Origin of the sequence: Bradyrhizobium arachidis, from assembly GCF_015291705.1 — a bacterium.
Taxonomy (GTDB): domain Bacteria; phylum Pseudomonadota; class Alphaproteobacteria; order Rhizobiales; family Xanthobacteraceae; genus Bradyrhizobium; species Bradyrhizobium arachidis.
Map to the genome: position 1 here is coordinate 9,264,002 of NZ_CP030050.1, position 18,025 is coordinate 9,282,026.

21 protein-coding genes and 2 pseudogenes are annotated in these 18,025 nt (G+C 58.6%); 15 read left to right on the forward strand and 8 right to left on the reverse strand.

Translation table 11 applies throughout. The annotated features are described in order from the left end of the window. The first annotated feature begins 10 nt into the window (after positions 1-10). The gene (tnpC, locus tag WN72_RS43765; RefSeq protein ID WP_092215846.1) at positions 11-1,546 is read left to right on the forward strand and encodes an IS66 family transposase; all 1,536 of its coding nucleotides are present in this window, start codon (positions 11-13) and stop codon (positions 1,544-1,546) included. 274 nt (positions 1,547-1,820) lie between these two features. Here tnpC and WN72_RS43770 read toward each other — a convergent pair whose 3' ends face one another. Both WN72_RS43770 and WN72_RS43775 read right to left on the reverse strand, forming a co-directional pair. Next, a complete protein-coding gene (locus WN72_RS43770) occupies positions 1,821-2,651 on the reverse strand; it encodes a lytic transglycosylase domain-containing protein (RefSeq protein WP_092220914.1) in 831 nt (276 codons plus the stop codon). A gap of 2 nt (positions 2,652-2,653) precedes the next feature. After that, the gene (locus WN72_RS43775) at positions 2,654-2,809 is read right to left on the reverse strand and encodes a S26 family signal peptidase (protein WP_244554023.1); all 156 of its coding nucleotides are present in this window, start codon (positions 2,807-2,809) and stop codon (positions 2,654-2,656) included. Here WN72_RS43775 and WN72_RS47355 point away from each other — a divergent pair. The 4 genes from WN72_RS47355 to WN72_RS43790 all read left to right on the forward strand — a co-directional run bounded on the left by WN72_RS47355 (position 2,800) and on the right by WN72_RS43790 (position 5,538). Continuing rightward, positions 2,800-3,111 carry a hypothetical protein gene (locus tag WN72_RS47355; protein WP_244554024.1) on the forward strand — a complete coding sequence of 104 codons (312 nt, stop codon included), beginning with the start codon at positions 2,800-2,802 and terminating at the stop codon, positions 3,109-3,111. The genes WN72_RS43775 and WN72_RS47355 overlap by 10 nt on opposite strands. Before the next feature lie 168 nt (positions 3,112-3,279). Then, on the forward strand, positions 3,280-3,651 hold the full coding sequence (locus tag WN72_RS43780; protein WP_092220904.1) for a YybH family protein: 372 nt from the start codon (positions 3,280-3,282) through the stop codon (positions 3,649-3,651). A 1,338-nt stretch (positions 3,652-4,989) separates the two neighbouring features. After that, positions 4,990-5,160: a hypothetical protein gene (locus tag WN72_RS43785; RefSeq protein ID WP_167381212.1), complete on the forward strand. Its 171-nt coding sequence runs from the start codon at positions 4,990-4,992 to the stop codon at positions 5,158-5,160. A gap of 18 nt (positions 5,161-5,178) precedes the next feature. Continuing rightward, on the forward strand, positions 5,179-5,538 hold the full coding sequence (locus WN72_RS43790; protein WP_092220906.1) for a hypothetical protein: 360 nt from the start codon (positions 5,179-5,181) through the stop codon (positions 5,536-5,538). Between the two features lie 308 nt (positions 5,539-5,846). Here the strand turns inward: WN72_RS43790 and WN72_RS43795 are convergent, their stop codons facing one another. Next, on the reverse strand, positions 5,847-7,796 hold the full coding sequence (locus WN72_RS43795) for a hybrid sensor histidine kinase/response regulator (protein ID WP_092220908.1): 1,950 nt from the start codon (positions 7,794-7,796) through the stop codon (positions 5,847-5,849). An 866-nt stretch (positions 7,797-8,662) separates the two neighbouring features. On the opposite strand from WN72_RS43795, the gene WN72_RS43800 reads away from it, so the two are divergent. Next, entirely contained in the window at positions 8,663-8,845 is a 183-nt protein-coding gene (locus WN72_RS43800; RefSeq protein WP_092220918.1) for a hypothetical protein, read from the forward strand. Between the two features lie 427 nt (positions 8,846-9,272). Here WN72_RS43800 and WN72_RS43805 read toward each other — a convergent pair whose 3' ends face one another. The 4 genes from WN72_RS43805 to WN72_RS47370 all read right to left on the reverse strand — a co-directional run bounded on the left by WN72_RS43805 (position 9,273) and on the right by WN72_RS47370 (position 10,739). After that, entirely contained in the window at positions 9,273-9,455 is a 183-nt protein-coding gene (locus WN72_RS43805) for a hypothetical protein (RefSeq protein WP_092220911.1), read from the reverse strand. A gap of 483 nt (positions 9,456-9,938) precedes the next feature. Continuing rightward, positions 9,939-10,010 (reverse strand): hypothetical protein, encoded by a 72-nt coding sequence (locus tag WN72_RS47360; protein ID WP_244554025.1) that lies wholly within the window; start codon positions 10,008-10,010, stop codon positions 9,939-9,941. After that, the gene (locus tag WN72_RS47365) at positions 9,992-10,474 is read right to left on the reverse strand and encodes an ATP dependent DNA ligase (protein WP_244554022.1); all 483 of its coding nucleotides are present in this window, start codon (positions 10,472-10,474) and stop codon (positions 9,992-9,994) included. The genes WN72_RS47360 and WN72_RS47365 overlap by 19 nt, the downstream gene beginning before the upstream one ends. Further along, positions 10,392-10,739 carry an ATP-dependent DNA ligase gene (locus WN72_RS47370; RefSeq protein ID WP_347337511.1) on the reverse strand — a complete coding sequence of 116 codons (348 nt, stop codon included), beginning with the start codon at positions 10,737-10,739 and terminating at the stop codon, positions 10,392-10,394. The genes WN72_RS47365 and WN72_RS47370 overlap by 83 nt, the downstream gene beginning before the upstream one ends. A gap of 28 nt (positions 10,740-10,767) precedes the next feature. On the opposite strand from WN72_RS47370, the gene WN72_RS47375 reads away from it, so the two are divergent. Continuing rightward, a complete protein-coding gene (locus tag WN72_RS47375) occupies positions 10,768-10,971 on the forward strand; it encodes a GNAT family N-acetyltransferase (protein ID WP_244554027.1) in 204 nt (67 codons plus the stop codon). 187 nt (positions 10,972-11,158) lie between these two features. On the opposite strand, the gene WN72_RS43820 is transcribed toward WN72_RS47375, so the two are convergent. Beyond that, complete coding sequence (locus WN72_RS43820) at positions 11,159-12,397, reverse strand: DUF418 domain-containing protein (RefSeq protein ID WP_194482966.1); 1,239 nt, start codon at positions 12,395-12,397, stop codon at positions 11,159-11,161. 521 nt (positions 12,398-12,918) lie between these two features. Here WN72_RS43820 and WN72_RS43825 point away from each other — a divergent pair. The 8 genes and pseudogenes from WN72_RS43825 to WN72_RS43855 all read left to right on the forward strand — a co-directional run bounded on the left by WN72_RS43825 (position 12,919) and on the right by WN72_RS43855 (position 17,975). Next, positions 12,919-13,410, forward strand: a complete 492-nt coding sequence (locus WN72_RS43825) for a phasin family protein (RefSeq protein ID WP_092221128.1) — start codon at positions 12,919-12,921, stop codon at positions 13,408-13,410. Positions 13,411-13,747: 337 nt separating this feature from the next. Continuing rightward, positions 13,748-13,885, forward strand: a pseudogene (locus WN72_RS47380) (alpha/beta fold hydrolase); the annotation flags it as partial. A gap of 61 nt (positions 13,886-13,946) precedes the next feature. Next, the gene (locus tag WN72_RS47385) at positions 13,947-14,489 is read left to right on the forward strand and encodes a hypothetical protein (protein WP_244554044.1); all 543 of its coding nucleotides are present in this window, start codon (positions 13,947-13,949) and stop codon (positions 14,487-14,489) included. A gap of 117 nt (positions 14,490-14,606) precedes the next feature. Then, on the forward strand, positions 14,607-15,638 hold the full coding sequence (locus tag WN72_RS43835; protein WP_092221157.1) for an IS110 family RNA-guided transposase: 1,032 nt from the start codon (positions 14,607-14,609) through the stop codon (positions 15,636-15,638). A 670-nt stretch (positions 15,639-16,308) separates the two neighbouring features. Next, the gene (locus tag WN72_RS43840) at positions 16,309-16,521 is read left to right on the forward strand and encodes a hypothetical protein (protein ID WP_092221106.1); all 213 of its coding nucleotides are present in this window, start codon (positions 16,309-16,311) and stop codon (positions 16,519-16,521) included. 352 nt (positions 16,522-16,873) lie between these two features. Then, positions 16,874-17,326 (forward strand): Hsp20 family protein, encoded by a 453-nt coding sequence (locus WN72_RS43845; RefSeq protein ID WP_092221103.1) that lies wholly within the window; start codon positions 16,874-16,876, stop codon positions 17,324-17,326. Between the two features lie 85 nt (positions 17,327-17,411). Next, positions 17,412-17,734, forward strand: a pseudogene (locus WN72_RS43850) (hypothetical protein). Between the two features lie 22 nt (positions 17,735-17,756). Beyond that, positions 17,757-17,975 carry a hypothetical protein gene (locus tag WN72_RS43855; RefSeq protein WP_092221100.1) on the forward strand — a complete coding sequence of 73 codons (219 nt, stop codon included), beginning with the start codon at positions 17,757-17,759 and terminating at the stop codon, positions 17,973-17,975. Positions 17,976-18,025: the final 50 nt, after the last annotated feature.

Sequence of the window (18,025 nt, forward strand, 5' to 3'; positions counted from 1 at the left end):
AGAATCGGTCATGCAGCTCGACCTCGACAATCTGCCGTCGGATACTGCGCTTCTGCATCGCCTGGTGCGCGACATTGCCTCGGTCATCGCGCATCGGAACAGCGAGATCCAGCGTCTCCAGGCAATCATCAAACAGCTTCGGCGTGCACAATTTGGGCGTCGTTCCGAGCGTCTCGACGCTGATCAACTCGCCCTTGGACTGGAAGACCTGGACATCGATCTGTCGGCTGTCGAGGCAGATCAAGCCTCGGTTGAGACGTCTGCGCCGACGCAGAAACTGCAGCCGAAGCGCAAGCCGCTGCCGGATCATCTGCCCCGCGAAGAGGTTGTGCTCAACGTCGATAGTGAGGGATGTGCGTGCTGCGGCGGCGCGCTGCATGCGGTCGGTGAGAGCGTCAGTGAGATGCTGGACTGGGTGCCAGCGCAGTTGCGCGTGGTGCGCATCTGCCGCCCGAAATATGCCTGCCGCAGCTGCGGAACGATCACCCAGGCTCCCGCGCCCGAACGACCGATCGCCGGCGGTTTGGCCACGCCAGCCATGCTCGCGCAGGTGCTGGTCAGCAAATATTGCGACCACACGCCGCTCTACCGGCAGGCGCAGATTTTTGCCCGTCATGGCGTCGAACTGGAGCGCTCGACATTGGCCGGATGGGTCGGCGGCGCGTGCTGGTGGTTTGCGGCCCTGCACGATCGGCTGTGCGAACACATGTTCGCGTCGGATCACCTGTTTGCCGACGACACTCCAATCCCTGTGCTCGATCCCGGCCGAGGGCGCACCAAGACCGGACGGCTGTGGGTGTATGCCCGCGATCAACGGAACTGGGGTGGACCCGAGCCGCCGGCTGCGGTTTATGTGTTCGCGCCCGACCGGAAAGCGGAGCGCCCGGTGGCGCATCTGGCGCACTTCAAGGGCGTTCTGCACGTCGACGGCTACGCGGGATTCGAGCGGCTGACCGATGCCGGAAATATCACTCTCGCCGCATGTTGGGCGCACACCAGGCGCAAGTTCTACGAGATTGCGCAAGCCGAGGACACGCCCAACGCGCACGAGGCCTTGCGTCGTATCGCCAGCCTCTATGCCGTCGAAGCGCAGGTGCGTGGTCAATCGCCGGCGCATCGGTTGGCTACGCGGCGCGCCCTCGCCAAGCCGATCGTTGACAGCCTTCGCCTTTGGCTCGAGGTGCAGCTCCCTCAACTGCCCGGCCGCGGCAATCTCGCCGAAGCGATCCGATATGCGCTGTCGCGCTGGGATGGATTGACCCGATTCCTCCATGACGGCCGCATCGAACTCGACACAAACTCCGTCGAGCGGGCGATCCGACCTGTGGCGCTCGGCCGCAAGAACCATCTCTTTGCCGGTAGCGACGGCGGCGGCGAACGATGGGCAATCCTCTGTTCGCTGATCGAGACGTGCAAGCTCAATGAAGTCGAGCCTTACGCATATCTGCGTGACGTGCTGCAGCGAATGGTCGATGGACACCCGATCAGCCGTCTCGACGAACTGCTGCCGTGGGCCTGGAACGCTCAGCATCCTGTCAAGACCTGAGCTCATGTGCAGGCACCGGACGCATACGTCGTGGTCTCCCAGTCGCTGGTTCCCGAAAGAGCCGCCGCGACTGGGCAGCCAACTCGCGAAGCCCCCACTGCTTCCGAGCGCTTGCGATAGCGATCGTTACCCGAAGGGCCGAGACACCCGAAGGGTGGCTCGGTGAGGAGCGAAGCGACGAGTAGAGCGCGGGCCGAAGGCATCGCCCGTACGCCATCAGCACGTGCCGCTAGCTTTGTGAAGCACGCCAAGGCTTGCGAACTCGCACAGTTGGTCATTGCGACAATCCCGCATCCGATCGAGGGACGAACACGCCAACAGGCCGCGGGACCATTGGCGAAACATCGGGCGCCGAAATTGCGGTCGTGACACCGCCGGACGGCATGAGCGCCGGCAACCGATCGCGCGTTTTCATCAGATCGGAACGCGTGACGAACAGCGTCGCAGTTGCTGATGACTGGCCGCTGGACGTCCAACTCGGCGGCAGTTCGATGGCAAGCAAATTTGCAAGCTTTGCGACGTATGCTCGCGTCTCGTCTGGCAGAGAACCGCCTGCGAGATGCTCTTCATAGCGAGATGGTCCCGCGTTGTACGCGGCAAACACGCCAGGCGAGCCATACCGATCGAGCAGTTCGCGCAAGTACGCCGTACCGGCCAGAATGTTGTCGTGCGGGTCGTAGGGGTCATTCCCGAGATTGTAGCGCTCGCGAAGTTCCGCCCAAGTCGCCGGCATGATTTGCATCAGACCCATTGCGCCTTTTGGCGATCTGGCGTGCACGTCACCAGCACTCTCGATGCCTTGGACTGATCGGATCCAGTTCGGCGCAATCGCAAAGCGTTGTGAGGCTTCATTGACGAAGCCGGCGAATGAGTGTGCAGTCTGACTGATCGCCGGCTGGGCGGCTGATCCGCTCTGCGCCAAGGCAGCACTGTCGAACGCCGTCAGAAGAAGCATCATGGGCACGACAGAACAAACGCGCGTGCCTGACCGACCCAAGCACGCGGTCGGGCTCGCGCCAGCCCTGCCGATATCGATTGAGACAGAGGAATTGAACCGCAATCGATCGAACAGGGGAATGGCGAGGAATACACATCGAATACGCACGATCACTCCTCCCACGTCCACACCGGCATCGCACGGCCGATCACGCTAGATGCCGGAAGAAATCCAAAATACCGGCCATCAAGAGAGTCGTCCGACTGCCAGTTCATCAGAAACAACTCGCCGTCGCCGACGACGCGGCAGCCATGCCATTTCGGCAGCGGTCTGCCTCGTCTGTCGTGATCCTTCGCCTCGCTATCTGGAGGTGAAGTGCCTCGGCTGCGACACCCACCAGACCGTCGCGCTAGACATCGTCAGGCGCTCGAAGACCATTCCCGTCCACGAGCTGGAACGGTACACGCGCTGCCGGCACTGCTCCGAGCGTCAAGACACGCTCAAGGCTAGCGGCCCGGAATTCGACGCGGGCATCAAGTACGCCATCGAGCAGGGTTGGCTCGAACCCCACGAGAGCGGCACCTATATTCGCTTGCTGACGCAAGCCAAAGACCTGCTGACGAGCTAGCTTGCTAACTTTTTATCGACGGCGACATCGAAGGTCAGTGGACAAGGTACCGCCTATGGCACGCGGCATATGGGCTTGGCAGAACCGGAACAGCAAAAACTTACGGTCGATTTGGCCAAAGACTTAGCTGGGTGCCTCTAAGCCAAATTCTGGCGTGGAGGTGCTTGTATGAATTTCGATCCTATGGCCGCTGCCGTCGATTGGCTTGATGCCTACCGTGCGGGCGATATCGAAGCAATAATGGAAATGTATGCCGAAGATGCTGTGGTGTTCTGCGATTGTGAAGGCGTGGTTATCACTGGCCGAGAAGGCTTGCGAGCCTACTGGGCTGCCCGTCTGCAGGAATACCGCGCTGCCGACCTGGACGATCTTCAGCCCTCGCCCGGTGGGGCAATGGTCACCTACATCACCGAGAAAAACATAGTGAAGGCCGCCTTGGCATTTAATGATGTCGGGAAAATAAAGACCCCGAATTGCGGCCCGCTACAGCAGGCTGCTCCAGCTCCGCCAAAATCGAGGCTAAGACACCGCCAAAGGTAGTAGGAACGACGCAAGGCGTCGAAAATTTCCCTGCACGTTAGCCCTTCACGCGGGCTGGCATGAAGGGTTGGCAGGACGGCTCCGGGTCCCCCCCGGGTCAACCGGAGCCGTCTTTCATCTATAAGCCGACCGCGCCTCGAATTTAATCTGCAATCCGGCTCATTTCGTACAGACGAATTGAAATCTCGGGCCGAGGTTACTGCCAGCGCATGCGTTGGGTTAGCGTGCGCGGGCGGCCCCGGCTCGTCCCTCACCAGCCCCAGAGACGGGCTTGGGGCCGTTCCGACCCGGATCGTTCAAGTCGAACGCCTTTCAGCTTCTCCCGAAGTACCGGAGAGAGTGCGGTGCACTATTTCCGCTTGCTCCCTTGTTAAATTGGCTGCCCACTCGGTGCCGATCAGTGCTGGACCTCTGCGCTCTCGATCGTAAACCATCCAGCCGGCTCCGCCCATTCGAACAAGAAATCTGCCTGCCCTCGGCCCTTCACTCACCATTGCGTCCTGCCTCCTGATAGGATGCAAACCAGGTTGTGCTCATTCCAAGATTGCATACTTGCAACGGCCTGGCCAAACACGCAAGTCCTGGGCCGAAAGCGGTCCGGTTTGGTAAATCGTGGACGCAGATTGCTGAACTGGGACAGTTGATCGGAAGTCCGGCGGAGACGGTGCGTCTGTTCGTAGCACGCCTCCTCCTGATCGGCTCGCCCGCGACGAAGAATCGCGAACAACATCGGAACGGCTCGAGCTCGATCATCGCCTTCGCCTTCTTCGCTCTAATGGAGCTCAGCGGAACGGCTCAATCGTCCTGCCCTGCTTCTCCAAGAGACTTCCCAAGTCATTCACATACTGTAAGACAGGCGAAGGTAGGCGTCGTGCTATATGGCGTCGACTGAGATGCGGGCCAAGGCCGACGATTGCGCCAGTCTGGCACAACCCGCCGCCATTCCAACGACTGGCGTTTCATGGTTCTGGCCGCCAGCATGGCTTCAGCTCGAGGCATTGCGAGCTGACTTTCATCGCATCGGCTCTCGGTCTTGGCGTCTAATGAAAGCGCCGCTTTTGCCGAGGATGGTGCGATGACGAAAGACCCCACACCGGAACATAAAGACCAGGACAAGCGCCGCTCCGACGAAGTGCGGTCGAGGAGTATGCAGACGAGCAGCGCCAGCTGCAGGATCAATTTCGGCGTAAGCTGAATTAAATGCCGGCTCGACCGCCAATTTTAACAATTGTTAGCGACCTGCCCCCTGCCGCGTTGCTAGGCAACATCATCACCGCACGGTCCGTGGCATCTATCGGTGATGAGCTATCGCGCTCTCGCTCAAACGCGGCGAGTGCCATGTGCCACAAGTGCGATCAGATCGATATCCGAGTTCGGCAATTCCGCCTGCTGATCTCCCCGGGTCTGGAATCGTTCAGCCGCGCGATGATCGAGGCCGCCATCGAGTCCCTGGAAGCGGAGAAGCTGGAGCTGAAGTGTGAGCGCATGTCACCGCGCTCGCAGAGCTGATTACTCAAACTACTCATCATGAGTGTCAAGCGCCCGGCCATCGCCCTGGACTCTGTTTTGAAAGTGGAATGTACTTACCTCATCACCGAACGGATCGAGGTTGCCATCGGTGACTGTGAGACCGGTTGTGCTCCCGCCCAACCAGAGGGGAGCACCATGCCAATCAGTCGCCTGCTTTTGGAGGCCAATCTGTCTGCGGAGCAACGTCACTTCTATGAGCTGGCGTTCAATACCGCCCTGTGCAAACTCAATCTGGTCGATCGCGGCGATCCGGTGTGCGAGCTTGTGGCGCGGAAGATTATTGAAGTGGGGTCGTCAGGCGTCAGTAATGCCGTTGCCCTTTCGGAAATCGCCGTCAGAGAGCTTCTTGCGAAGTAGGTTGTCGCACGATGTCGCCGTTTGCAAGTGAGCCGTTAACAAAAGTGGTCGCATGCACAATTCATAGGCGTCCGTTGTGCATCGCGGGAGAGCGCAGAGAAACTACTGCTGCAATATCTTGAGAGAGCGTTTCAGCTCGAGAAGTTAGCTGCAACCGAAGCCGATGAAAACTTCAAAGCGCAACTTCGGACGCAGTCGCAAGCGTATCGGAAGATGGCCGCGAAAAGAGCCAGAGACTACGGACTTCCGGCGCCGAGTGCGGTCGACCTCTCCTAAGCTAGCTTGCGCCTATGACCCGTTCTCTGTCGTCAAATTCGATCCAAGATCTCGCGTACCTTCAACGCCAGCCTCGCCTGAGTAATGGGTTTTTCCAGAAGATCGACGCCCTCATCGAGCCGCCCTTGGTGGACCACTGCGTTGCGCGAATAACCCGTCATGTAAAGTATTCTCAGATGAGGCCTAATCTGCTGCGCGCGCCTTCCGAGCTCGCGACCATTGATTCCGGGCATGACTACATCGGTTAAAAGGAGATTGACCTGCTGATCTTCCTGCAACAGAATTGTTAAAGCGGCCTGCGCGCTGCCAGCAGACAAAACCCGGTAGTTGAGATCTCGCAGCACTTCCGAAACGTAGGCCTTTAGATCGGGGTCGTCTTCAACGACGAGAATGGTCTCTACAGAGGCGCCTTCCGAGATCAGCTCGTCCGCATCATCCGAGGCGGGCTGCGTAGTGCCCGCGTAGCGGGGGAAATACATCTTGATGCTCGTACCTTCTCCCACTTCGCTGTAGATCTTCACATGTCCGCCGGACTGTTTGACGAAGCCATAGACTTGGCTCAATCCGAGGCCGGTTCCATGCCCAGGCTCTTTGGTCGTGAAGAAGGGCTCAAAGGCACGATTTAAGACCTCTTCCGTCATGCCCGAGCCCGTATCACTCACGCAGATGGCGACATATTGGCCGGCCGCGAGCTCCGGATTGGCACGCGAATAGTCTTCGTCAGCGGAGACATTGGCCGCCTCGATAGTGAGCTTTCCACCATTCGGCATTGCGTCACGGGCATTAATCGCCAAATTGACAACCGTCGATTCCAAATGGTTCACGTCTGCTTCGATCAGCCAAAGGCCGGCGCCGCCCACCGTCTGTACTTCGATGCGTTCGCCCAATGTGCGCTGGAGAAACTCCTGGAGGCCATTCAAGAAGCTGTTGAGGTTGATTGGCTTGGGATCGAGCGCTTGGCGGCGTGAGAAGGCAAGTAAGCGACTTGTCAGTGCCGCTGCCCGCTGCGCGCCGCGCTTCGCATTCGCCAGTGCGCGATGGAGGCTCGGCCCACCGATATTGCGACTATTGCGCTCTGCAGTTTCCAGATTGCCGAGGACGATCATGAGCAGATTGTTGAAGTCGTGCGCGATGCCACCGCTGAGCTGTCCGACCGCTTCGAGCTTCTGCGACGCAACGAGCTGATCCTGAACGCGTTGAAGCTCGTCTTGCGCCTGCTTGCGTTCGGTAAGATCACGCGTGACCTTCGCAAAGCCGATGATCGCGCCGCTCTCGTCGGTGATTCGGTCGATCACGACCGAGGCCCAGAATCGCGAGCCGTCCTTGCGCATGCGCCAGCCCTCGGCTTCAAACCGTCCTTTCTCAGCGGCCTCAGCCAGCGCCACCTTCGGCACCCCTTTTTCAAGATCTTCAGGCGTGTAGAACGTGCTGAAATGTCGACCGATGATCTCTTCCGGCTGATAACCCTTGATGCGCTCGGCCCCGGGATTCCAGGTCGCGATGTTGCCGGAGGGATCGAGCTGGAAAATGGCATAGTCGACGACGGCTTCAACGAGCCGGCGATAGCGTCTTTCGCTTTCCAGCAGGTCGTTATGGGCCTGTTGCCGCTCGGTGATGTCTCGCGTGACCTTCGCAAAACCGATGAGCCGGCCATTTTCGTCGCGAATTGCGTCGAGCACAACGAGTGCCCAGAAACGACTGCCATCCTTTCTGACACGCCAGCCCTCGGACGCGAAGCGCCCGGTCTCCGCGGCTGTAGTCAGCGCTCTATTCGGTAGACCTTTCTCTCGATCGTCGGGCGTGTAAAAGATTGAAAAAGGCTTTCCTATAATCTCATCAGAAGCATAGCCCTTGAGGCGTTCAGCGCCCTTGTTCCAGGTCCTGACCGCACCCTCGGTATCGAGCATGAAGATGGCGTAATCGACGATCGCGTTGATGAGTAGTTCGAGGTTATGCGCGTCCCCGAAGGTCGTTTTTTTCATTCTTGGAGCTCGAAGGGCGGAGTGGAGCTAACTCAAAAGTTTGGGGCAGGTTCCGACTAAGCTCCTGACTTTCATCTTGGCCCCCTGAACGTCGACCTTCCGTTCGCAAGCGGGCTATGGCCTAGCCGTCTCGGTAGGTCTGCAAAGGACCTACAGCGGACTACTTGACATGGTTATTGTCGGATGAAAGCTCTGGCATGCGGAGTGCGCGGAGCAACGTAAAAGCGCGCGTGACAGTCGAGGCATGTCGGGTGCTCCGCGATGTCAATTCGCAATCCAGGAGACATCCATCCTGAGCGCAATCCGGGCATTTCCTCTTGTTTAGCGAAGTAAGAGAGCCCGCCTCGTTCATTTCGAGCGCCTGAACGCGTTCTGGGTCACACACTGAACGATTGCCTGTTTTGTCTCGCCAGCACGAAGGCAGCTTCGGTACTGCGGCCACCTGACCAGTATCGATCACAAAGCGCCAGAAACAGCAGCGCTACAGTGCAATAAGAACGCCCTTCAACATAGCAGACTGTCCGAAGAAGAGACTGCCAACCGAGCAGCTATGAGCTGAGTGCACGCGTATCTTTTGGAGTCGCGGCTGCGACATCTGCAATGGTCCAAGGCTGGCAAGAAGGCGTAACTTTTCAGTTACGCAAGCCGCTCCCTTCCTCATGACCCGCAAAAATGGGAGGTGTGCGTCAATCATTTCCTGCCGTAAATCTCGACGCTGCGCCACCAGGCGCTTTGGTTTTGGCGGCTCCGCAATCTCGACCTCTGACGCGATCCGAAGTTCGAGGACAAGACGAAGTCTTTGCTCCGAGATTTGCGTGTCGCGCGTCATATGCTAAACGGCGACCTCAACGTTGAAGGAGCGCGTCTTGGCTAAGAACACTAAGGAAACCGTCCGCCGCGAATGGACGAAGGAAGACATCAAAGAATTGAAGGTGCACTCGAAGGCTCGGACCCCGGTCATCAAGCTCGCTAAGATGACTAAGCGAACCGAAGGCGCGTTACGTCAGAAAGCACAGACCCTGGGCATTGGCCTCGGGCATCAACGGTGATCACGCCAGTTCGCCAGATTTCGATATCGGTTCGACACGAATCTGACGCGATCACATGCAGGCATGTGTGTTGCGAGGGCGGCAGCTCGCGCGTGGAGGTTGAGGGCTAGCTATAGCCAGCCCCGGCGGGCTCTCCCTCTCCTCCATCCCGTCAGTAGGACTGACGTAGATGCAACATTTTCCAGAGTGTGACATCGACGACTTTGCGCCTCGGCATCGTCGGGATAGGCTACTTCCGCCGGGGCTGGATCCCATATTTCACCCACACATTTTAACCCGGCAGGCCGCAGTGGTTCGCCGCTGCGGCCATTGTTGTTGATGCAGCGCTCTCCCCGATCCAAAGACTTGGACGCAACTGAACTCGTTGGCTTCGCCCCGATGATCGAACTGTGGCCGACTGGCTTGGAAGGACGACTCGATAGGGATTTCAGGCGAGCTCGGTGGTGCGAAAGGCGATGAATATCTGAAGTCGCATCCGCGCCCATCGCGGACTGTCTCCGCTGAGCATCGGCAAAAGCCCTTCAGTTATCGAGCCGCCGAGCTGCGCGCAAAAGAGCTTCAGACGGTGGCTTTCTTCCTGATCGTCGCCTACTTCGCAATTCTTGCTCATGCTGTGTTTAGTTGAGGCAAGGCACCGGCCCCTCCCCCGTCCTTTGTTTGAGCTTTGCGAAAAACGTGGCTTTCGGCGGACATCGGCACGCTTGCAGGGCCGGACTGTCTACATGGTCGGATCGGCAATCAAGCGGCAACCGCCGAAAAGGCCCTCGCCACGGCAGCAGCGAGGGCAGGATTTTTCAGAGGGAGGAGCCAAGCTAAACCGCTTCTCTCTCGGGCGTTCCTAGTGATCCTGACGAAGTTGCCGCTCAATGTCGATGCTTGATCAGCATTACGTGCTCGCTTGAGCAAGGCGTTACGTTCGTCTCCCGGCGGCTCTCCATCCGCTCGCTCACGCATATCCTGTGCAAATTGCTCAAGCCGCGCTCCAAGAGAATCCGTCTGTTTAAATCGCCTGCGCTTCAATCCCATCGCATGTTCCTTCTGATGACGGTTACCGATGATACGTCAGCGTGCAGATGGCCGCAGAAACATACGTTTATTTCCGGCTTAGACCTTTGAATGAGCTGGCGCGCAGGAGTCCTTCTGACGTTATGTCGCGATACTCAATTTCAGCAACGAACTTCGGCTCAACCCAAGTACCTTGGGCTTTTTGAGTTGCTTACTCAATCTACTCTTTGGGCTGACTACAGTGTCGAGTGCATCCCTGATCTTGCGCGAGGTGGTTCGGCTCCAACCCGTGCCGACCTTGCCCATATAGATCAGCTGCTTCCCCTCCTGTTTGCCGAGATAGAGAGCGGCAACACCGGTTGGATCTCTTATGAAGCCGACGACGGGGAATCTGCCCTTCTGAACGGCTTTGATTTTCTGCCAGGCTTCAGCCCGCTCTGATCGGTACGGAGCATCGATACGCTTGGAGATGATGATGCCCTCGTACCTCAGCCTGCTGGCTGCCTCAAACAGCGCCTGCCCGTCGCCTTCGTGATGCTCGCTATAGAGGATCGGCTCCTTGATTTGATTGCTCTCGATCAACTCCTTCAGCAGCTCCTTCCTGGCAAGCTGGGACTTGGCCATCAAGCCAAAGGAGATCGAAGACGAAGTAGACGAGCCGATCTTGGTCGCCTCGAGCGAGATCGGCCTGCAGTTCTGAGAAGTTCGTGCGGCCCTCATGAATGACGACGACCTCGCCGTCAACGATCGTCTGAACTTCGATGTCGAAGGCGCCGGCGATGACGGAGAATTTGTGAACCCAGTTGTGCCCGTTCCTGGTGAATGCTTTCCGGTCATCTCCGTTGATGTGGAGCTGGATGCGGTAGCCGTCGTATTTGATTTCATGAATCCACTGTGCCCCGGAAGAAGTTGGTCAGATAAGCCAGTACTACGGACGCCGACAAGGCGGATTCTGGGTCGCAGTCTTCGGCAAAAAAGTCGTTGGCATGTTTGGACTTGAACCTTCTTCATCTGCGGGGATGGAGTTGCGCCGCATGTACGTCCATCCCGACGTTCGCCGCCGGGGTATCGCCCGGCAAATGTTGAGGTTCGCTGAGGACGAATGTCGCAAGCTCAATTGACCTCGGATGGTTTTGAGCACCTCTGAGCTACAGCGCGAAGCAGTTTCGCTTTACAGAGCCGCTGAATATCAATTGGTTCGCGAGGAGGTCGCGGTTGCACCCAGCAACAAGACCTCCGGTGGGGGCATTCGGCGCTATCATTTCACCAAGGAGCTATGATGTCCAAGTCGCCGTCCGGCCTGAGCGGTCATCCTAGATATCGCCTTCTGGAGCCTGAAACCTTACATCCCCGTCTCACAGCGGACGTAGATCCTTTCAAAGCCATCGGCTGCTGCGCGCCGTACATGAGCGTTCGCCACAACCATTCGACCGGGCCATATCGAAAATGTCTTAGCCACCAAGCGCTGAAGAATACCTGGCCGACGTACACGGCAATCCCGATGGCCAGCGCCTCGGCCGCGCCGAGGCGCCCGAATTGGCCCAGGCCATATCCGTAGAAAATCCAACCGAAGATCGCGGACTGAGCGAGGTAGTTAGTGAATGCCATCCGGCCCAACGGCACAGCCCAACCCAGCAGCGTTTTTCCGCTCGTTAGTTCGGCTATGGCGACGATTGTTGCACCATAGCCGAGAGCGAGCAGGATCGTGCCGGCGGGTGTGGCCACCGGGTCCAGACTGCGGCTCGCTAAAACGCCGTTGACTTTCAGAAAGATCAAAGCTGCGCCCAGACCAACGCATGCGACCGCTGTTGAGAATAAGAATGCCCGGTCTGGCTTTCGTACAACGTCACTCCGCCAGATCAACGCACCAAGGAAGAACAGCCCTATGGTGCGTGGGAAGACGTAAATGTGCAGAGGAACGATCAGAGGGATTTCGCGAAGCCGGAATGTCATCACCTCCCAGAAGTTGCCGGAGGCATAGACGAGATTGGCTTCCTGCACATCGCGTTGGATTGCAGCAAAACTCGGAAATAATCCAGGCGGTGACCACACCTGTAGCGCCAGATACAGTCCCAGGAACGTCGCCGCGCCGCTGGCCAAGAGCCAGCGGGGACCAAACAGGAATGGCAGAAAGATGAGCCCCGCGATTGCATATTCAGTGAGAATGTCACCGTTCCAAATGAGGCATAGGTGAATGAATCCGAGCGCCAACAACACGATCAGACGACGAAACAAGAGAAGTGCGCGATGCGGATTCGTCGAAAGATGCTCGAACTGAATTGCAAGGCCTAATCCGAATAGCAACGAGAAGAGCGCAAAAGCCTTCATGTCGACCGCCAGCATCAAGACGGTCTCGACAGCCCGGTCCAGCGGAGCTGCGGGCCGTGCAGCGGGCAGGAACTGCTCGAAAATGGAAACACGAAATTCGGTGACAAGATTGATAGCCAGGACGCCGAGCAACGCCACGCCACGAAGCGCATCGATGCTTCCGATTCTTTCGGATGGATTGACGGGACTGGAACGGCTCTCATCGATTGCAGCTGTCATGCACCACGACTATAGATCGTGGAAGACCTTCAGTCACTTCAATTCCGCAAGTGCGTGGCTGACTTCCCCTCTCCTCGCACGATCCGCTTTCGAGCGCTGAGCGGAAAGCCATCATGGAGACGCCGAGGGCAGCCATTTGACCCTGAGTCGCCATTCACAGGCAGCACGCCACTGCTTAAAACCTACGCGGTTCAGGTCTCCGCAACGTTTGATCAGCCATCCGTCGATGCCTCCGGCAGCTTGAAGTCCGTGATGATAATGTCGGCGATAAAACGGCCTTTGGAGACTCAACGCGCGGAGGGCTGATTGTTCTTAAAGTGACGCAGTTGAGCACAGATCTGGAAGATCGCTAGCTAGACGTTTGTTGGTTGGAGATGCTACCTAAAATCATCTCGACATCGCAGAACGCGCGGTGATCTCGGTTTATGCGGAGCTCCAACAATCCACGGGTTTGGAACGCCTCATCACAATGCCTGTTGACCTTCAGAGATGAAGTCGCCCCCCATTTCTTGGAGCGTCAGATGAGCAAACGCAAACCGGCACCAGCGTCAAAGCGCGCCCGCAATCCGAAAATGGCCGCGCAGGCCCAACGGAACAAGCAGGCCGTTGTTCGAAGCCAGAAAGAGGATTTACTTCGCTCTGTTGCGGCAGTTCCGATTGAGTCGCCTCTTGGGCTTCATGATGATCCTAAAGAGCCTCGGGTGGATGCCTTACCCGATGACCTCAGTCAGAGAATGACGGGTAGCGATCCAATGAAAGCCTTTGCTTTAGCGACAGCAAACATGCAGGCGTATCAAGCGAAGCTTCTTGAGATTGCCGGGGCCAACGCGCAATTTGCTTTTGAATTCGGCCTCAGACTTGCGTCGATCAGGTCACCAACTGAATTTTTCGGCATCATTACGGAGTTTACAAACAGGCGGTTCGATATGTTCGGGCAGCATTCGAAAGAACTGGCGGCATATCCGTTCTGGCGCATCAATCCGCCCCGAGAGCTCACGGCTCTGCCGGGATGATAACTGGCGGCAAAGGATGGACGCAAACTCGGATCACGCACGCGCCGATCACGGTTGGTTGCTGTCGGCTGGGGAGCGCGGCTCACAACGAGGGAGTGGAATCAGTGCCTGCCATCGGCGAATAGGTTGACAGCATGTCCACAACTGAAACCGGGCTGCTGATCGTTTTGGCCGGACTTGTCGTTCTGATCCTCGCCAACATCGCGTTTCAGGTGGCGCGGAGCGAAACAATCCCCCGATCGGCGTCTTTACCGATTGCGACGGCGTCCGCCTTCACCATATCGAACGAGGCGATGCCGCCGCGCCTTGCGTGGTCCTGTTTCATGGGAATGGCACCATGGTTCAGGATCTCGTCCTAAGCGGTTTGGTCGACCGCCTGGCCCAGAACTATCGCGTCGTTTGCTTCGACCGTCCAGGGTTTGGCTACAGCCACCGTCCGCGCACACGCATCTGGACGGCCACAAGGCAAGCTGCCTTGTTCGCGAAGGCTCTTGATCAGCTTGGGGTGCGCAACCCCGTGGTGCTTGGCCACGCTGGTGGCGATCGCGCTGGCGCTACGAAGCGGCTATGCCGTGAGTGGGCTGGTGCTTGTGTCCGGCTACTATTTTCCAACCGCTCGGACGGACTTTTGGCTCACGTCAGCTCCGGCAATGCCGCTGCTCGGCGATCTGATGCGCTACACTAGCCCGCCGATCATATCGTGGGCCATTATGCCGAAGCTGATGCGCACCTTGTTCGCGCCGCGCGCCATCCCGCCGGAATTCAAGAACGAATTTCCGATCTCGTTGGCTCTCCGACCCAAGCAGTTGAGGGCGGCCGCCGAGGAGAGTGCGTTCCTTATTCCAGCTGCTGCACAGCTGCGGCTTCAATATCGGGTATCCGGTGTCCAGTTAGGATCGTGCATGGAAAGGCTGACCGGCTCATCGAGGCCGACCAGTCGCCGCCTCCACGCGGTGTTGCCCAGCTCCCTGCTTCATCTGGTCGAGGATGCCGGTCACATGGTTACCTATGCAGATGCGGCGGGAATAGCGGATGCCGTGGCGGCGCTGGCGCCCTCCGCACCGGTGAGGACCGCATAGGCTTTCTTGTTGCATTGCGGGCGTCCGGAAGTGATGCTGTGGACGGCTCCTCCACGGGCACGAGAGTGCCAAGGAGTGGGCGCCGTTTAAAGCTCCCACGATTCGGAGGAGCAGCCTATGCAGTCAATTTCGACGATCGGTCTGGACATCGCGAAGTCGGTCTTCCAAGTGCACGGCGTTGATACAGCCGGCCAGGTGGTGATACGCCGCCAGTTGAGGCGCCGGCACGTCCTGGCTTTTTTCCAGAAGCTGCCGCCATGCCTGGTGGGGATCGAGGCGTGCGCATCATCGCACCATTGGTCCCGCGAGCTGCAGGCGTTAGGGCATACGGTGCGATTGATGCCTCCGGCCTATGTGAAGCCCTACGTCAAGCGGCAGAAGAACGACAGCACCGACGCGGAGGCGATTTGCGAGGCAGTCACGAGACCCAACATGCGGTTCGTGCCGACCAAGACGGTCGAGCAACAGAGCTGTTTGATGCTTCACCGGGCGCGCCATCTCTTCATCCGCCAGCAGACTGCCGTGATCAATTCAATCCGCGCCTATCTTGCCGAGTTCGGGATCATCGCCCCTGTCGGACGCAGGGGTGTCGAGCAATTGCTGGAAGTCGTCGCCGATCCAGCCGACCACCGGCTCCCCGAGGTGGCCCGTGCGTGTCTTGCTGCTCTCGGCAGTCAGTTGCGGGCACTGAAGGCTCAAATCCTGGAGTTCGACCGACGCATCATCGCCTGGCATCGATCAAGCGCGACGAGCAAACGGCTGGACGCGATCCCCGGCGTCGGGCCGGCGTTGGCAACAGCCTTGGTCGCCAGCATTGCGGATCCCAAGGCTTTCCGATCGGGACGGGACTTCTCGGCCTGGGTGGGGCTCGTGCCGAAGCAGAACTCGAGCGGGGGCAAGGACAAGCTTGGCAGTATCAGCAAGCAAGGCGATCGCTATTTGCGCAGCCTGTTCACGGCTGGCGCGCTCGCCGTGATCCGCTATGCCAAGATCCATGGCACCGATCATCGGCCCTGGCTCACTCGATTGTTGGCCCGGCGCCCCACCAAGGTTGCCGCTATCGCACTGGCCAACAAACTCGCCCGGATGGCTTGGGCGATGATGGCCAGGAACGAACGTTACAAGGAACCCGCCGCTCTCGCGGCGTGAATGAGATCACACGGGAAAACCCGGCGTGACGTAACGGTTGGGAAGGCGAACAGCACGTAATGAAGTGCCGGTCGATCCGGCGATCAGGACAACCCACATGGGCCACAGCATCATCGAATGCGAGGTATTGACCGGGACCTGATCCGCGGAGGGCATTATGGCCAGCGGTCATGAGTACCGCACAAACAGGCCGAACACATGGCTGCTCCGACCACGCTGCAAAGTGAAGATTCTTCTTGCCAACCCGGAGCCGTCCACACATGGCCCACCGGCGAAGTGCGCCGCGCCTGACAGAGGTCCGCTCATGGCGGCAGAGCGGACCAGATTTACTAAACCTGAGTTCTTCGCAAGCTTACCCGGGCGGAAAATTCGTTCCGAGTAGGGAACCGAAACGCGCCCGACTGCATATTAGGATCGGAACTGCTGAATCCTACGGATTACGACCCGTAAGTACGAGGTTGTGTCATGCAGCGTCGCCATTTCAAACAGATACAATCCCTTGAAGAACGACTTTCCGAACAAGCAAAACGCCTAAGAACCGAAGCCAAATTGCTTCCACCAGGCGCAGCGCGGGACCAAATGATCCGCAAAGCCCGGCAGGCCGAAACCGCCTCTCATATGAACGAGTGGCTTACATCCCCGGGACTTCTACCATCAGAATGAAATCGCCATGAAAGGGTATGCAGGCGCATTCCAGGAAAATGCTATGCCTTACTACGGCACTGTGACCCGGGAAGAGATCGAGGCTGCGAAGCAGGCCTATGAACGAGCGCAGCAAGCGCTAGTGCACACCAGTGAAGTTCTTCAACGTTCCCGAGAGGTATTGGCGCAGTCGTTCAAGATTCTTGGCATCAATCCAGACCAAGAAAGCACGCAAGAGTAGGGCCGCCTCAGTTGGCGGCCTCTTTCATATGTCGCCTCGTGGCCCTTAGCCGACTCGAGCTGAGGCATTTACCATGTCGGCTATTTGGACGCAGACCGCCGCTTGTGCCCCCGAGCGGCCATAGAGCGCAGCGAAGCGGATGTGACCTTGCACGACAACAACGCTTAAACCAGGCCGCCCGTTACGGCGCTGAAATTTTTCGTCACCCTCTTGAAACTTCTTTGCTCGTGGCAGAGTTTTTGATCGCCGCAGACATGGCGGCCGGGGCGCCTTCGGGCCCCGCAATCAAGGCGGGCGCCGGAAGGTGTCCGGGGCCAGCTCGTACCCAACTTGCTCTTTGGAGGATTTGGCTATGAGGTATGATTGGACTCCCCTGTGGAGGTCGACCATTGGGTTCGACCACCTGTTTGACGTTCTCGACGAGGTCCAGCGGACCGCCGAAGAGACCTATCCCCCCTATAACATCGAGCGGCTCGACGAGAACCGCTTCCAAATCTCGGTGGCGCTCGCCGGATTCTCACCGGACGAGGTGGGCCTTACGGTGGAGCAGAATGTCCTGACGTTGGAAGGCCAAAAGGCCGAGAAGGACGACAAGACCTTTCTGCATCGCGGAATGTCGACACGGTCGTTCAAGCGCCAGTTCACCTTGGCTGACCACGTCGAGGTCAAGGGCGCGCACTTCGAGAATGGTCTGTTGGTCATCGAGCTTCAACGCGAGATTCCCGAGGCCATGAAGCCGCGGCGCATCGCCATCGCGGGCGCAAGCGCCGGGCAGGTCAAGCAGATCGAGGGCAGGGCCGCCTGACCAACCCACGGCTTGGTTCCGATCGCAGCCGCGCGGGTGCTCCCGCGCGGCCGCCTTAATGCGACATATGATGGGAGGTTTAGCCATGCGGACGACGCCCGCACACGATAACGTCTTCGATTTAAATGCTCTTCTTCACCCCGGCACGGTGTTCTCGCATCCGCGCGAGGTCGTCGCTGACCCGAATTTGAGTCTGGCCGAGAAGCGGGCCATCCTCGCGTCATGGGCTTCTGACGCCTCGGCGATCGCGTCCTGTCCAGCGTTACGCTCACCGGACGGACTAAAGGCGGCGGTTCATATCGACGAAAGGGAAGCGCTACGCGCGCTAGATGGGAACGGTCCACGCGCAACCCGCCGGGCGGCAAGCGCATGCGGCTGCGCTCGGCCGAGCGCTGGGCGGCGGCGTGAGCGCGAGGCCGCAATTGATTCCATGACTGACGTCACACAGTTGATTCCAGGTCGCTTCTATTGGGTCCTTGTGCGCTCAAGCACGAAACATCCCGAGTGGCAGCCGGCACGTTTCACCGGCACTACTTGCCAAGACGACGGCGCGAAGTGGGACTTCATCGGCTTCAACAGCGACGTCGGTCATCATTTCGTCGAGGTCGTCGACATCGGCCCAGAACTACTGCCTAAACGCTCGTGTTAAGATGCCTAGGAAGCCTAGCGACAGCCCAGCTGTCGATCCACTGCGCGGAT

Bases quoted from the DNA above. Each gene is read 5' to 3' on its own strand.
- tnpC (WP_092215846.1), top strand. From the start codon at position 11: ATGCAGCTCGACCTCGACAATCTGCCGTCGGATACTGCGCTTCTGCAT.
- WN72_RS43780 (WP_092220904.1), top strand. From the start codon at position 3,280: ATGAATTTCGATCCTATGGCCGCTGCCGTCGATTGGCTTGATGCCTAC.
- WN72_RS43785 (WP_167381212.1), top strand. From the start codon at position 4,990: ATGTGCCACAAGTGCGATCAGATCGATATCCGAGTTCGGCAATTCCGC.
- WN72_RS43790 (WP_092220906.1), top strand. From the start codon at position 5,179: ATGAGTGTCAAGCGCCCGGCCATCGCCCTGGACTCTGTTTTGAAAGTG.
- WN72_RS43795 (WP_092220908.1), bottom strand. From the start codon at position 7,796: ATGAAAAAAACGACCTTCGGGGACGCGCATAACCTCGAACTACTCATC.
- WN72_RS43805 (WP_092220911.1), bottom strand. From the start codon at position 9,455: ATGAGCAAGAATTGCGAAGTAGGCGACGATCAGGAAGAAAGCCACCGT.
- WN72_RS47365 (WP_244554022.1), bottom strand. From the start codon at position 10,474: ATGGCCAAGTCCCAGCTTGCCAGGAAGGAGCTGCTGAAGGAGTTGATC.
- WN72_RS43820 (WP_194482966.1), bottom strand. From the start codon at position 12,397: ATGACAGCTGCAATCGATGAGAGCCGTTCCAGTCCCGTCAATCCATCC.
- WN72_RS43825 (WP_092221128.1), top strand. From the start codon at position 12,919: ATGAGCAAACGCAAACCGGCACCAGCGTCAAAGCGCGCCCGCAATCCG.
- WN72_RS43835 (WP_092221157.1), top strand. From the start codon at position 14,607: ATGCAGTCAATTTCGACGATCGGTCTGGACATCGCGAAGTCGGTCTTC.
- WN72_RS43840 (WP_092221106.1), top strand. From the start codon at position 16,309: ATGAAAGGGTATGCAGGCGCATTCCAGGAAAATGCTATGCCTTACTAC.
- WN72_RS43845 (WP_092221103.1), top strand. From the start codon at position 16,874: ATGAGGTATGATTGGACTCCCCTGTGGAGGTCGACCATTGGGTTCGAC.
- WN72_RS43855 (WP_092221100.1), top strand. From the start codon at position 17,757: ATGACTGACGTCACACAGTTGATTCCAGGTCGCTTCTATTGGGTCCTT.